The organism is Streptococcus sp. oral taxon 431 (genome assembly GCF_001553685.1).
Lineage (GTDB): Bacteria > Bacillota > Bacilli > Lactobacillales > Streptococcaceae > Streptococcus.
This window is the reverse complement of sequence record NZ_CP014264.1, coordinates 1,779,664-1,794,531: the sequence shown is the minus strand read 5'-3', so window position 1 is coordinate 1,794,531 and position 14,868 is coordinate 1,779,664. Positions and strand designations below refer to the sequence as shown.

13 protein-coding genes and 2 other annotated features are annotated in these 14,868 nt (G+C 42.3%); of the genes, 12 read left to right on the top strand and 1 reads right to left on the bottom strand.

Features of this window, described 5'->3' with window-relative positions:
• Nucleotides 1-127 precede the first annotated feature (127 nt).
• From AXE83_RS08395 to trpA, 12 genes are all read left to right on the top strand, one after another.
• Nucleotides 128-1,873, top strand: a complete 1,746-nt coding sequence (locus AXE83_RS08395) for an ABC transporter ATP-binding protein (RefSeq protein ID WP_060956122.1) — start codon at nucleotides 128-130, stop codon at nucleotides 1,871-1,873.
• The gene (locus tag AXE83_RS08390) at nucleotides 1,863-3,605 is read left to right on the top strand and encodes an ABC transporter ATP-binding protein (RefSeq protein WP_060956121.1); all 1,743 of its coding nucleotides are present in this window, start codon (nucleotides 1,863-1,865) and stop codon (nucleotides 3,603-3,605) included. Before AXE83_RS08395 ends, AXE83_RS08390 begins: the two co-directional genes overlap by 11 nt.
• Before the next feature lie 105 nt (nucleotides 3,606-3,710).
• Nucleotides 3,711-4,403 carry a sugar transferase gene (locus AXE83_RS08385; RefSeq protein WP_060956120.1) on the top strand — a complete coding sequence of 231 codons (693 nt, stop codon included), beginning with the start codon at nucleotides 3,711-3,713 and terminating at the stop codon, nucleotides 4,401-4,403.
• Between the two features lie 39 nt (nucleotides 4,404-4,442).
• Nucleotides 4,443-5,669 carry a DegT/DnrJ/EryC1/StrS family aminotransferase gene (locus tag AXE83_RS08380; protein WP_060956119.1) on the top strand — a complete coding sequence of 409 codons (1,227 nt, stop codon included), beginning with the start codon at nucleotides 4,443-4,445 and terminating at the stop codon, nucleotides 5,667-5,669.
• Between the two features lie 60 nt (nucleotides 5,670-5,729).
• Nucleotides 5,730-5,961, top strand: a binding site (T-box leader).
• Nucleotides 5,962-6,146: 185 nt separating this feature from the next.
• Complete coding sequence (gene trpB / locus AXE83_RS08375; protein WP_060956118.1) at nucleotides 6,147-7,325, top strand: tryptophan synthase subunit beta; 1,179 nt, start codon at nucleotides 6,147-6,149, stop codon at nucleotides 7,323-7,325.
• Nucleotides 7,322-7,547, top strand: a binding site (T-box leader). It overlaps the preceding gene by 4 nt.
• Nucleotides 7,548-7,925: 378 nt before the next feature.
• Nucleotides 7,926-9,287 (top strand): anthranilate synthase component I, encoded by a 1,362-nt coding sequence (gene trpE, locus AXE83_RS08365; RefSeq protein ID WP_060956117.1) that lies wholly within the window; start codon nucleotides 7,926-7,928, stop codon nucleotides 9,285-9,287.
• A complete protein-coding gene (locus AXE83_RS08360; RefSeq protein WP_060956116.1) occupies nucleotides 9,284-9,850 on the top strand; it encodes an aminodeoxychorismate/anthranilate synthase component II in 567 nt (188 codons plus the stop codon). Before trpE ends, AXE83_RS08360 begins: the two co-directional genes overlap by 4 nt.
• A gap of 10 nt (nucleotides 9,851-9,860) precedes the next feature.
• Nucleotides 9,861-10,865, top strand: a complete 1,005-nt coding sequence (trpD, locus tag AXE83_RS08355; protein ID WP_006146009.1) for an anthranilate phosphoribosyltransferase — start codon at nucleotides 9,861-9,863, stop codon at nucleotides 10,863-10,865.
• A complete protein-coding gene (trpC, locus tag AXE83_RS08350; RefSeq protein ID WP_060956115.1) occupies nucleotides 10,862-11,629 on the top strand; it encodes an indole-3-glycerol phosphate synthase TrpC in 768 nt (255 codons plus the stop codon). Before trpD ends, trpC begins: the two co-directional genes overlap by 4 nt.
• Complete coding sequence (locus AXE83_RS08345) at nucleotides 11,616-12,215, top strand: phosphoribosylanthranilate isomerase (RefSeq protein WP_060956114.1); 600 nt, start codon at nucleotides 11,616-11,618, stop codon at nucleotides 12,213-12,215. The genes trpC and AXE83_RS08345 overlap by 14 nt, the downstream gene beginning before the upstream one ends.
• Nucleotides 12,193-13,416 carry a tryptophan synthase subunit beta gene (gene trpB, locus AXE83_RS08340; RefSeq protein WP_060956113.1) on the top strand — a complete coding sequence of 408 codons (1,224 nt, stop codon included), beginning with the start codon at nucleotides 12,193-12,195 and terminating at the stop codon, nucleotides 13,414-13,416. The genes AXE83_RS08345 and trpB (AXE83_RS08340) overlap by 23 nt, the downstream gene beginning before the upstream one ends.
• Complete coding sequence (gene trpA / locus AXE83_RS08335) at nucleotides 13,409-14,191, top strand: tryptophan synthase subunit alpha (protein ID WP_060956112.1); 783 nt, start codon at nucleotides 13,409-13,411, stop codon at nucleotides 14,189-14,191. Before trpB (AXE83_RS08340) ends, trpA begins: the two co-directional genes overlap by 8 nt.
• On the opposite strand, the gene AXE83_RS08330 is transcribed toward trpA, so the two are convergent.
• Nucleotides 14,160-14,822, bottom strand: a complete 663-nt coding sequence (locus AXE83_RS08330) for a prepilin peptidase (protein ID WP_060956111.1) — start codon at nucleotides 14,820-14,822, stop codon at nucleotides 14,160-14,162. The genes trpA and AXE83_RS08330 overlap by 32 nt on opposite strands.
• Nucleotides 14,823-14,868 lie beyond the last annotated feature (46 nt).

The window sequence follows — 14,868 nt, the reverse complement described above, 5'->3', positions numbered from 1 at the left end:
AAATGTTACTCCTCTGAGTATCTTTATCGCTGAATATGACACAGTTTAAGTTTGTGTCATCACCTATGAATAGGAAAAACCTGAGGCAGTCGCCTCAGGTTTCCATTTGTCATTAGAAAGGAATTTTATGTCCATCATCCAAAAACTCTGGTGGTTTTTTAAATTAGAAAAACGCCGTTACCTAGTTGGAATCGTAGCTTTGGTTTTGGTTTCTGTGCTAAACCTCATCCCACCTATGGTCATGGGGCGCGTGATTGATGCTATCACTTCGGGACGATTAACACAAGATGACCTCCTGCTTCATCTCTTTTATCTCCTGCTGGCAGCTTTCGGGATGTACTACTTGCGTTATGTTTGGCGCATGTATATCCTAGGGACCTCCTACCGACTTGGACAAATCATGCGTTCAAGACTATTTGAGCATTTTACAAAGATGTCGCCTGCTTTTTATCAGAATTATCGAACCGGGGATTTGATGGCTCACGCCACCAATGATATCAATGCTCTGACTCGTTTAGCAGGTGGTGGTGTCATGATGGCAGTGGATGCCTCTATCACAGCCTTGGTGACTCTCTTGACTATGCTCTTTAGCATTTCTTGGCAGATGACCTTGGTTGCCATTCTACCTTTGCCGTTTATGGCCTATGGGACTAGTCGTCTGGGGAGAAAGACCCATAAGGCTTTTGGCGAATCCCAAGCAGCCTTTTCTGAACTTAATAATAAGGTTCAGGAGTCTGTATCAGGTATAAAGGTAACCAAGTCCTTTGGCTATCAGTCTGATGAATTGGCATCTTTCCAGGAAGTTAATGATTTGACCTTCCAAAAGAATCTGCAAACTATGAAATATGATAGTCTCTTTGACCCTATGGTTTTGCTCTTTGTTGGTTCTTCCTATGCCTTAACTCTCTTGGTCGGTGCCTTTATGGTGCAAGCAGGACAGGTAACTGTCGGAAATCTGGTCACCTTTATCTCTTACTTGGATATGTTGGTATGGCCTTTGATGGCGATTGGTTTCCTCTTTAATATTACTCAAAGAGGGAAGGTTTCTTATCAACGAATTGAGAGTCTTTTGTCCCAAGAGTCACCTGTCAAAGATCCAGAATCTCCACTTGAAGGGATTGAAAATGAGCGCTTAGACTATGCCATTGATCGTTTTGCCTTTGAAGACGAAGAGACGCTGAGAGATATACATTTTAGTCTCGAAAAAGGGCAAACCTTGGGATTGGTTGGGCAAACTGGTTCAGGGAAAACTGCTTTGATTAAATTGCTCCTACGTGAGTATGACGTTGACCAAGGAGCTATTTATCTAAATGGTCATGACATTCGTTACTATCGACTAGCTGATTTACGTAGTTTGATGGGATACGTTCCACAGGACCAATTTCTTTTTGCCAGTTCTATCATAGATAATATTCGCTTTGGAAATCCCGACCTACCTTTCTCAGCAGTGGAAGAAGCGACTAAGTTGGCTCAAGTCTATCAAGACATTCAAGCCATGCCTGAGGGATTTGATACAGTTATCGGGGAAAAAGGTGTTAGTCTATCTGGTGGACAAAAGCAACGTCTGGCTATGAGTCGGGCTATGATTTTAAATCCTGATATCTTGATTTTAGATGATTCCTTGTCAGCTGTGGATGCTAAGACAGAGTTCGCAATCATCGATAATCTCAAGGAAACTCGCAAAGATAAAACGACTATCATCACTGCCCATCGTCTCAGTGCAGTTGTTCATGCTGATTTGATCTTGGTTATGCAGGATGGTCGCATCATTGAACGAGGTAGGCATGAAGACTTACTAGCCTTGGATGGTTGGTATGCCCAAACCTACCAGTCTCAACAGTTAGAAATGAAAGGAGAAGAAGATGCGCAATAAACAAGAACAATGGGCTGTATTGAAACGCTTGTTGTCTTATCTTAAGCCCTATAGTCTCCTAACCTTTTTAGCACTTGCTTTTCTCCTTGCGACGACTGTTGTTAAGAGTATTATCCCCTTGGTTGCTTCGCACTTTATCGACCAGTATCTAAACAACCTTAATCAGCTTGCTGTTACAGTTTTGCTAATTTACTATGGTCTCTACATTCTTCAAACTATTGTCCAATATGTGGGGCACATCCTCTTTGCGCGCGTGTCCTACAGCATCGTTAGAGATATCCGACGTGATGCCTTTGCCAATATGGAGAAGCTAGGCATGTCTTATTTTGATAAAACACCTGCAGGTTCCATCGTTTCTCGTTTGACCAACGACACGGAGACCATTAGTGATATGTTTTCGGGAATCTTATCTAGCTTTATCTCGGCAGTCTTTATATTCGTGACGACCCTTTATACCATGTTAGTTTTGGACTATCGTCTGACTGCTTTAGTCTTGCTCTTTCTACCTTTGATTTTCCTTTTGGTTAATCTCTACCGTAAAAAATCGGTCAAGGTCATTGAAAAAACCAGAAGTCTACTGTCAGATATTAACAGTAAGCTGGCAGAAAATATCGAAGGAATTCGTATTATTCAAGCCTTTAACCAAGAAAAACGCCTGCAAGAAGAGTTTGATGAGATAAACCAGGAACACCTAGTCTACGCTAACCGTTCAGTAGCCTTGGATTCTCTCTTTTTACGCCCAGCTATGAGTTTGTTGAAGCTGTTGGGATATGCGGTTTTGATGGCCTACTTTGGCTATCGCGGACTTTATCTAGGAATAACGGCAGGAACTATGTATGCCTTTATCCAGTACATCAACCGTCTCTTTGATCCGCTCATCGAGGTAACGCAAAACTTTTCTACTCTTCAGACATCCATGGTGTCAGCAGGTCGTGTCTTTGCACTCATCGATGAGTCCAACTATGAACCGGTCCAAGAAAATGGACAAGCCGAGATTAAAGAAGGAAATATCCGTTTTGAACATGTGTCCTTCTCCTATGATGGGGAACACCAAATTCTCGATGATATTTCCTTTACCGTCAATAAAGGTGAAACCATTGCCTTTGTCGGGCATACTGGCTCTGGAAAATCTTCGATCATCAATGTTCTTATGCGTTTTTATGAATTTCAGTCTGGTCAAGTTCTCCTAGATGGTGTGGATATTCGTAAGTATAGCCAAGAGGAATTGAGAAAAAATATCGGTTTGGTCCTACAGGATCCCTTCCTCTATCATGGGACCATTAAGTCCAATATCGCCATGTACCAAGATATCGGCGATGACCAGGTTAAGGCAGCAGCAGAGTTTGTCGATGCAGATTCTTTCATTCAGGATCTTCCATTAGGCTATGATGCCCCTGTGTCTGAGCGTGGTTCGAGTTTTTCAACTGGTCAACGTCAGCTTCTTGCCTTTGCTAGAACCGTTGCCAGTCAACCTAAAATTCTGATTTTGGATGAAGCGACAGCCAATATCGACTCTGAAACAGAAGCCTTGGTCCAAAATTCTCTAGCCAAGATGAGACAGGGTCGGACTACCATTGCCATTGCCCATCGTCTTTCTACCATTCAGGATGCAAATTGTATTTATGTCCTAGATAAGGGACGAATCATCGAGAGCGGCACACACGAGGAACTTTTGGCCTTGGGAGGTACTTATCACAAGATGTATAGTTTACAGGCAGGGGCTCTATCTTAGAGAAGAATTCCTTTAAAATACAGATTTCTTGCACTGCCTCTTTCATTTTGTGGTATAATGTAGAATGTTTAAAGATTACATATTAAAAAACAGAGGAGAATGTGCATGCTGAAATGGGATGAACTACCTCAAGAGATGCAATTAAGTGAGGTAAAACCATACTACCAGCTTGTTTCTAGAAGAAAAGGTTCATTGGTTCTCAAGCGTTGTCTAGATTTGTTTCTAGCATTGGTCTTGTTAATCTTGACCTCACCCGTATTTCTAATTCTAAGCATTTGGATCAAGCTAGATAGCAAGGGTCCAGTCATTTACAAGCAGGTACGGGTAACCCAGTACAACCGACATTTCAAGATTTGGAAATTCCGGACTATGGTGACCGATGCGGACAAGAAAGGAAGTTTAGTAACTTCTGCGAATGACAGCCGTATCACCAAGGTTGGAAATTTCATTCGCCGTGTTCGTTTGGATGAACTGCCGCAATTGGTCAATGTTCTTAAAGGAGAGATGTCCTTTGTGGGAACTCGTCCAGAAGTACCACGCTACACAGAGCAGTATAACCCAGAAATGATGGCTACCTTGCTCTTGCCAGCAGGGATTACATCGCTTGCCAGCATTAACTATAAGGACGAGGATGCCATTATCAGTCAAATGACTGCAAAAGGTATGTCGGTCGACCAAGCTTATGTCGAAAGAGTCCTTCCAGAAAAGATGCACTATAATCTAGCCTACCTACGTGATTTTAATTTCTTCGGAGATATCAAGATCATGTTCCAGACTGTATTTGAAGTTTTAAAATAAAGTAGTCACAAGAGTGAATACAGTAAAAGGAGTAAATCAATGACAAATTACAATATTCCATTTTCACCACCCGATATTACCGAAGCAGAAATTGCTGAGGTAGCAGATACCCTTCGTTCTGGTTGGATCACAACAGGACCTAAGACAAAAGAATTAGAGCGTCGTCTGTCCATCTATACTCAAACGCCTAAGACAGTCTGCCTCAACTCTGCAACAGCAGCTCTTGAATTGATTTTGCGCGTGCTTGAAGTAGGGCCTGGTGACGAAGTCATCGTTCCAGCTATGACTTATACAGCATCATGTAGTGTCATTACTCACGTAGGTGCGACACCAGTGATGGTTGATATCCAAGATGATACCTTTGAAATGGACTATGATAAGCTTGAGCAAGCTATTACTGAGAAGACTAAAGTCATCATCCCGGTAGAACTAGCAGGGATTATCTGTGACTATGACCGCTTGTTCCAAGTTGTAGAAAAGAAACGCGACCTCTTTACAGCTACTAGCAAGTGGCAAAAGGCCTTTAACCGTATTGTGATTGTCTCTGATAGTGCCCACGCTTTGGGTTCAACCTACAAGGGACAACCAGCCGGTTCAATTGCAGACTTCACATCATTCTCTTTCCACGCGGTTAAGAATTTTACAACTGCTGAGGGAGGAAGTGCGACTTGGAAAGCAAATCCAGCTATTGACGACGAAGAAATGTACAAGGAATTCCAGATCCTTTCTCTTCATGGTCAAACTAAGGATGCCCTTGCCAAGATGCAACTAGGTTCTTGGGAATACGATATCGTAACACCAGCCTACAAGTGCAACATGACGGATATCATGGCTTCACTTGGTCTAGTTCAGCTAGATCGTTATCCTAGCTTACTACAACGTCGTAAGGACATCGTGGATCGCTATGACCGTGGATTTGCAGGGACTCCTATCCATCCATTGGCACATAAAACTGATACAATAGAATCTTGTCGTCACCTCTACATCACCCATGTAGAAGGAGCAAATCTCGAACAACGCAACCAAATTATTCAAGAATTGGCCAAGGCAGGAATCGCAAGTAACGTTCACTACAAACCGCTTCCGCTTTTGACAGCCTATAAGAATCTTGGGTTTGATATGGCAGATTATCCGCGAGCTTATGCCTTCTTTGAAAATGAAATTACATTACCACTTCACACGAAATTAACGGATGAAGAAGTAGACTATATCATTGAGACTTTTGTCAGAGTTTCCGAAGAAGTTCTAGGCGCTTCACAAAAATAATTAAAAAAATTAGTAAAAAATGAATGAAAACGGTTGACAAAGAAAAAACAATGACATATAATTAACTCAACAAATCAGAAAAGTAGTTATTTTTGATCTTCAGGGAGCCTGTGGTTACTGTGAACAGGTGGTTGGAACTAGTGAAATTGGGCTGATTTGAAACAATGAATTTGAAACAATGAAAATTCGGTGCGCACACCTTACAGTGCAACTTGTTGATAGACAAGGCAGAGATGTAAAGGGGATATTCTCTTTACAATTGAGGTGGTACCGCGTTACGAACGCCCTCACATGGAAATATATTCCGTGTGTGGGCTTTTTCTATCCGTCATTTTGTTTATCTTTTGTTAGGGCATGAACTTAGAGTAATATTCAAGTTTTACTTGTTCTTTAAGTAAAGGCTGAAATGGTCCCCCAGACCATTTCACTACCAAAAGCAAACAAAAAGCCGGATTCATACAGAAGGAGGAAAATTTTATGACAACTAAAGGTTATTTTGGACAATTTGGTGGTAGTTTTGTACCAGAACCAATTCAGGTTTTGCTAGATGAATTGGAAGTGACTTTTGAAAAATACAAGGATGATCCAGAGTTTTTAGCTGAGTTTCGCCATTACTTGAAGGATTATTCAGGTCGCGAAACACCGCTATACTATGCAGAGAGTTTGACAGAGCACCTAGGTGGGGCTAAGATTTACTTAAAACGTGAAGACCTTAACCACTTGGGTTCACATAAACTTAACAACGTTTTGGGACAAATTCTTCTTGCTAAACGCATGGGCAAAAAGCGTGTCATTGCCGAAACAGGAGCTGGTCAGCACGGAGTTGCGACTGCAGCTGCTGCAGCTAAATTTGGTATGGCCTGTGATGTCTACATGGGGGCAGAAGATGTGGAACGCCAACGTCTTAACGTCTTCCGTATGGAGATGATGGGAGCAACTGTTCACGCAGTTGAGACAGGAACACGTACTCTAAAGGATGCGGTTGATGCAGCCTTTGGAGCCTGGATGAATGACCTTGAAGCTTTCTATGTTCTAGGTTCAGCTGTAGGTCCTCACCCTTATCCAACCATTGTCCATGAGTTTCAAAAAGTCATCAGTGAAGAATCTCGTCGTCAAATCTTGGAAAAAGAAGGACGTCTGCCAGATTACGTTATTGCCTGTGTAGGTGGTGGTTCTAATGCCATCGGTGCCTTTTCACAGTATGTAGCTGATGAAGAAGTCAAATTGGTCGGTGTAGAAGCTGCTGGTCATGGTCTAGATACTGATAAACACGCAGCAACTATGACCAAGGGTAGTGTAGGTATCGTTGATGGAATGAAAACCTATGCAGTCTTTAAGGAAGATGGAGAACTTGCTCCAGTCTACTCTATCTCAGCTGGTTTGGACTATCCAGGGGTTGGTCCAGAGCATGCCTTCTTTAAGGACTCTGGTCGTGTAGAGTATGTTGCAGCGACGGATGAAGAAGCTGTCCAAGCCTTGCTTTTATTAAGCAAAACAGAAGGAATCATCCCTGCAATTGAAAGCTCACATGCTATCGCTGAAGCAGTCAAACGCGCACCAAAACTAAGTAAAGATGAGATTATCATCATCAATGTCTCAGGTCGTGGAGACAAGGACGTAGCCGCGATTGCAGATTATCTTGAAGCTAAAAAATAAAAGATGGAAAATATACAGATATTTCTCTCACAGAGAGCTTGTGGTTGCTGAAAACAAGCAGAGAAAACTGTAAGGTTGGGTCCATCTGAAATGAGAGAAGAAAACATAATTCTCAAGGGAGTGCCCTTTATCGCACAGCCTGTTACAGGAGGTATCTGAGACAGGAAAGAGAGATAGGAGAAATCCTATAATTGAGGTGGCACCGCGAATTTCGTCCTCACGCAAGTTATTTTGCGTGGGGATTTTTATATATGTATTATAGGTGTGGCTATTCAGTTTTAAATTATGCTTCATCAATAGGTAGATTTCTATAAAATATTTGCGAACAAAGTGAGCATCGAACCGCTATTTCCCGCCATGGTGGTATCCTAGAGAAGCAAAGATGCTTCTCTAGGACGGAATTTTTGAGAGTAAAATAGTTCGGGGAACTATTTTAGCCTGAGCTTAGAAATGAATGAGCGAGGAGCTCAAAAATTAGGTCTTTCATTTCATGATTTTCTAAAATCATCCACTGGATAATTTTACCTCCCGTCCGCACTATTTAAGGGAAATAGAAAAAAGATAAAAAATTAAAAATAAGGAACTGAAAGGGAAATTACAATGGAACGAATCATTCATGGAGATGTTTTATCACCAATCTTGGCTTATATGCGCTTAAACGGAAAACACAAGGTCATACTTGAAAGTATCCCAAGAGAAAAAGAAAATGCTCGATTTTCTATCTTAGCCTATAACCCAGTTTTTGAGATTAAGTTTGAGAATGGAGTTCTTTACCAAAATGGTCAAGTGATTGATCGTGATCCCTTGGATTTCCTCTATGAAGTGACTCATAAGAGCCTGCACCATTCAGACCTACCTTTTGGTGGTGGAGCTATTGGCTTTGTTGGCTACGATATGATTTCTCTCTATGAAGAAATTGGCCAGCTCCCTGAGGATACGATTGGGACACCAGATATGCATTTCTTCGTATATGAGAGTTACATGGTCTTTGACCACAAGAAGGAAAAAATCCATATCATCGAGGATGCTCTCTACAGTAATCGTAGCAATGATGAACTAGAAGCGGCTTTAGATCAGGTTTTAGAAGAGTTGAAAATCCCTGCTCCTAATGAATTTGAAAATTTGGACGTTTCTCCACTTCAGTTTAGACCACATATCGCTCCTCAGAAATTTGAAGAAATGGTAGAAACAGCTCGCGACTTGATTCGCAATGGAGATATGTTCCAATGCGTGCTTAGCCAGCGCTTCTCCGCAGAGGTAACTGGAAATCCTTTTGACTTCTACAGAAATCTCCGAGTGACCAATCCATCAAATTACCTCTACTTTTATGACTTTGGAAATTATCAAATTATCGGTGCCAGTCCTGAGAGCTTGGTGTCCGTCAAGAATGGCATCGTGACAACCAATCCGATTGCAGGTACACGACCTAGAGGTGCCAATGATGAAGAAGATGCAGTTTTAGCAAATGACCTACTCTCTGATGAAAAGGAAACGGCAGAACACCGAATGTTGGTGGATTTGGGAAGAAATGATATCGGTAGAATTGCTGAAACAACCAGTGTCCAAGTAACCAAGTATATGGAAGTGGAACTTTTCCGTTATGTCATGCATTTGACCAGCGTGGTTAAAGGACGTTTATTACCAGAATTAACTGCCATGGATGCCTTGAAAGCGACTCTTCCGGCAGGAACAGTATCGGGAGCACCAAAGATTCGGGCCATGAAACGCATCTATGAACTAGAAACAGAGAAGCGAGGGGTATATGCAGGTGCTATCGGTTACCTATCAGCAACTGGAGACATGGATTTTGCTATTGCAATTCGAACCATGATTCTTAAAAATAAAACAGCCTATGTACAGGCTGGAGCAGGAATTGTTTATGATTCTATCGCTCAAAACGAATACCAAGAAACGATTAACAAAGCTAAATCTATGACTAGAATGGGAGAACTAAGACCATGATTTTATTGATTGATAATTATGATTCATTTACCTATAACCTAGCCCAATACATTGGGAATTTTGCAGAAGTTCAGGTTTTGAGAAATGATGATCCAAACCTTTATGAAGAAGCTGAAAAGGCAGATGGATTAGTTTTCTCTCCTGGCCCAGGTTGGCCAGCTGATGCTGGGAAAATGGAAGAAATGATTCGTGATTTTGCAGGTAAGAAACCTATTCTAGGGATTTGTTTGGGGCACCAAGCCATCGCAGAAGTCTTTGGTGGTAAGTTAGGCTTGGCTCCTAAAGTTATGCACGGTAAACAAAGTCAAATCCGATTTGAGACTCCATCAGTTCTCTATCAAGGGATTGAGGACAATCGTCCAGTCATGCGTTACCACAGTATTTTAATTGAAGAGATGCCAGAAGAGTTTGAAGTGACAGCTCGTTCGACAGATGACCAAGCTATTATGGGGATTCAACACAAAAATCTACCAATTTATGGTTTCCAGTATCATCCAGAAAGTATTGGAACGCCAGATGGCCTGTCTTCTATTCAGAATTTTATCGAGAAAGTTGTAAAGTGAGGAACACAAAATGAAAGAAATTATTGAAAAATTAGCCAACTTTGAAGATCTATCAAGTGTTGAAATGACAGATGTGATCGAACGCATCGTAACAGGGCGAGTAACAGAAGCACAAATTGCGTCCCTACTGTTAGCCCTTAAGATGAAGGGAGAAACACCTGAAGAAAGAACAGCCCTCGCTCAAGTCATGAGAGGACATGCTCAACACATTCCAACAAATATTCAAGATGCTATGGATAACTGTGGTACAGGTGGAGATAAGTCATTTAGCTTCAACATTTCTACAACTGCAGCCTTTGTCTTGGCAGGTGGAGGAATCCACATGGCCAAACATGGAAATCGCTCTATTTCTTCTAAATCTGGGTCAGCAGATGTCTTGCAAGCTTTGGGAATCAATATTGACCTAAAACCAGCACAATTGGGTAAGGTATTTGACCAAACAGGAATCGTCTTTCTCTTTGCCAAAAACATGCACCCAGCCATGAAATACATTATGCCAGCTCGTTTGGAGTTGGGAATTCCAACTATCATGAATTTGACAGGACCGCTCATCCATCCAATGGTTTTAGAAACACAGCTTCTAGGAATCAGTCGTCCTGAACTTCTGGAAAGTACTGCTCAGGTCTTGAAAAACATGGGTCGCAAACGTGCTATTGTAGTAGCTGGTCCAGAAGGATTGGATGAAGCTGGTTTGAATGGAACTACCAGTATTGCCCTTCTTGAAAATGGTGAAATTACTTTATCAACCTTTACTCCAGAAGATTTGGGAATGGAACGCATTGCTATTGAAGACATTCGTGGTGGAAATGCTCATGAGAATGCAGCCATCCTTGTCAGCGTTCTTAATAACGAACCAAGTCCATTCTTGGAAACAACAGTCTTAAATGCAGGGCTTGGTTTTTATGCGAATGGGAAAGCAGACAGTATCAAGGACGGAGTTGAATTGGCACGTCAAGTGATTGCCAGTGGTAAGGCCCTTGAAAAACTCAGACTATTACAGGAGTATCAAAGATGAGTCAGGAATTTTTATCACGTATCCTAGAGCAAAAGGCGCGTGAAGTTGAAAAAATGGAGCGAGAGGAGCTTCAGCCCCTACGTCAAACTTATCGATTGAGTGAGTATTTAAAAAATCACCAAGACCGTTTGCAAATCATTGCGGAGGTCAAAAAGGCAAGCCCAAGTCTAGGTGATATCAATCTTGATGTGGATATCGTACAACAGGCCCAGACTTATGAGGCTAACGGGGCGGTTATGATTTCTGTTCTGACAGATGAGGTTTTCTTTAAAGGACATTTGGATTATCTGCGAGAGATTTCCAGTCAGGTAGAGATTCCGACGCTCAACAAGGACTTTATCATCGATGAAAAGCAAATCATCCGTGCTCGCAATGCAGGTGCGACAGTTATCTTACTCATCGTCGCAGCCTTGTCAGAAGAACGACTAAAGGAGCTTTACGACTATGCGACAGAGCTTGGTTTAGAAGTGTTGGTGGAGACCCACAATTTAGCTGAACTAGAAGTGGCCCACCGTCTTGGAGCTCAAATTATCGGTGTCAACAATCGTAATTTAACAACCTTTGAAGTAGACTTACAGACCAGTGTAGACTTGGCCAAACACTTCAAGGACGATTGCTTCTACATTTCCGAATCTGCTATTTTTACAGAGGAGGATGCAAAACGTGTTGCACCATACTTTAACGGAATTTTAGTAGGGACAGCTCTCATGCAGGCAGAGGATGTGGCTCAAAGAATCAAGGAGTTGCAGATTGACAAAGGTTAAGATTTGTGGACTATCGACCACAGAAGCGGTGGAAACAGCCGTATCAGCAGGGGCAGACTATATTGGTTTTGTCTTTGCTCCTAGCAAAAGACAGGTGACTTTGGAACAAGCAGCAGAGCTGGCTAAGTTTATTCCTAGCCATATTCAAAAAGTTGGAGTATTTGTTTCACCCAGTCGGGCAGAACTGTTAGAAGCGATTGAAAAGGTCGGCTTGGATTTAGTTCAAATTCATGATCAGGTAGCGGATGATCTGTTTGAGAATTTGCCTTGTGCCAGTATTCAAGCTTTACAAGTTGATGGGAATGGGCAAGTACCCAATTCTCAGGCAGATTATCTACTCTTTGATGCTCCTGTGGCAGGGAGTGGACAAACCTTTGACTGGGGCCGACTGGATACGACAGAACTAGCCCAGCCTTTCTTCATCGCAGGTGGGCTAAATGAGGACAATGTAGCAAGAGCAATTCAGCATTTCTCTCCCTTTGCAGTAGATGTATCAAGCGGAGTAGAAACAGACGGACAAAAAGATCATGAAAAGATTAGAAGATTTATAGAGAGGGTAAAGAATGGCATATCAAGAACCAAATAAAGATGGATTTTACGGGAAATTCGGTGGACGTTTTGTCCCAGAAACATTGATGACAGCAGTATTGGAGTTAGAAGAGGCTTATCGTGAAAGTCAGGCAGATCCAAGTTTCCAAGAGGAGTTAAACCAACTTTTGCGCCAGTATGTAGGTCGCGAAACTCCTCTTTACTACGCAAAAAACTTGACCCAGCATATCGGCGGAGCCAAGATTTACCTTAAACGTGAAGACCTCAACCATACAGGCGCCCACAAGATTAACAATGCCTTAGGACAAGTTTTACTGGCTAAACGCATGGGCAAGAAGAAAATTATCGCTGAAACAGGTGCCGGTCAACATGGTGTGGCAACTGCAACAGCTGCAGCCCTCTTTAACATGGAATGTACCATTTACATGGGTGAGGAAGATGTCAAACGTCAAGCCCTCAATGTTTTCCGCATGGAGCTTTTAGGAGCTAAGGTAGAGGCAGTGACAGATGGTTCGCGCGTGCTCAAGGATGCAGTCAATGCAGCCCTTCGTTCTTGGGTGGCAAATATCGATGACACCCACTATATCCTTGGTTCTGCCTTGGGGCCTCATCCTTTCCCAGAAATTGTTCGTGATTTCCAAAGTGTTATCGGACGAGAAGCCAAACAACAGTACCGTGAATTGACAGGTGAAAATCTGCCAGATGCCCTAGTAGCCTGTGTTGGTGGTGGTTCGAATGCCATCGGACTTTTCCATCCATTTGTGGAAGATGAGTCAGTGGCTATGTATGGTGCTGAAGCAGCAGGACTAGGTGTGGATACAGAGCATCATGCAGCAACCTTAACCAAGGGTCGTCCAGGTGTTCTCCACGGATCTCTCATGGATGTGCTCCAAGATGTCCATGGTCAAATCTTAGAAGCCTTCTCTATCTCAGCAGGTTTGGACTACCCAGGTATCGGTCCAGAACATTCTCATTACCACGATATCAAACGTGCCAGCTATGTTCCTGTGACGGACGAGGAAGCCTTGCAAGGATTCCAACTCTTGTCTCGTGTGGAAGGAATTATCCCTGCCTTGGAGTCTAGTCATGCTATCGCTTTCGCAGTTAAATTGGCCAAAGAACTTGGACCAGACAAGTCTATGATTGTCTGTCTATCAGGTCGTGGGGACAAGGATGTGGTTCAAGTTAAAGACCGCTTGGAAGCAGACGCAGCAAAGAAGGGAGAAGCTCATGCCTAAGACTCTAACAGAAAAATTGAACGCTATAAAAGCGACTGGAAAAGGAATTTTCGTTCCCTATATCATGGCTGGAGACCATGAAAAAGGTTTGGATGGTCTTGCTGAAACAATTCGCTTTTTAGAAGACTTGGGTGTGTCTGCCATTGAGATAGGAGTTCCCTTTTCAGACCCTGTTGCAGATGGTCCAGTTATCGAAGAAGCAGGCTTGCGCAGTCTAGCTCGCGGAACCTCTACCCAGGCTTTGGTTGAAACCTTGAAAACCATTGAAACAGAAATCCCGCTTGTCATCATGACCTATTTTAACCCCCTCTTTCAGTACGGTGTTGAGAAATTTGTCAAAGACCTTTCTACTACAGCGGTTAAAGGGTTGATTATCCCAGACCTCCCTCATGAACATGCTAACTTTGTAGAGCCCTTTTTGGCAGGTACAGACATTGCTTTGATTCCACTTGTCAGCTTGACGACAGGAATGGAGCGTCAAAAAGAACTCATTGAAGGGGCAGAAGGTTTTGTCTATGCTGTTGCTATTAACGGAGTGACAGGAAAATCAGGAAACTACCGAGATGATTTGGACAAGCACTTGGCTCAACTTCATCAAGTAGCAGATATTCCAGTCTTGACAGGATTTGGTGTATCCACACAGGCTGATGTCGAACGCTTCAATGCTGTATCAGACGGCGTTATCGTCGGATCCAAGATTGTTAAGGCTCTACATGAAGGACAAGTAGCCGAAATCGCTGACTTTATCCGAGAAGCAGTAGCTTACCAAAAATAATCATACAAGCAGCCAGTAAGAGGAAAGGCACAAAAGGTAGTCTTTCCTTTTTCTTTAGTAGGAGAAAGGCTAGGATACCAGTCGTGGAAGCAAATTGAATTAAAATCAGCATTTCAGTTAGGCTAAAAATAAGTGCACAAGAAGCCAGAAAGAGAAAATCTCCAGCACCTATGCGGATATCGATAAAGTGAGCCAAAATTCCCAAGATAAGAAAGAAAATCATAACTAGATTCCAACCACAGCAAACTATGAGGAATAAGTGAAAAGTCAGCCAGACTAGCAAGGGATATTCTTGATGACGAAAGTCGTAGATGCCTAAGGTCAAGCCAGCGGCGATCAAAATGACTTGATTCAAAGTTAGAAATCCCAAAGAAAAAGTTAGAAAGAGTAGCCCCAAGAATAACTCAAAGAGGGTATACCAGACAGGATAGTTTGACTTGCAGTAGCGACAGCGAAAGCGATAGACTACTTGAGAAATAATTGGAATCAAATCCAAGGGATGTAAGCGAGTATGACAGGAATCGCAGTGACTAGCAGGAAAGATAATAGACTGCTCAGGAAAGCGGTCAATGACAAGACCTATAAAGGAAGCAATAATAGCTCCAACAAGAAAAAAGTAAAGATGAATCATACTTATTAATTCGGAAAAAAAGGGAGAAATAGTATAATGGAGAAAC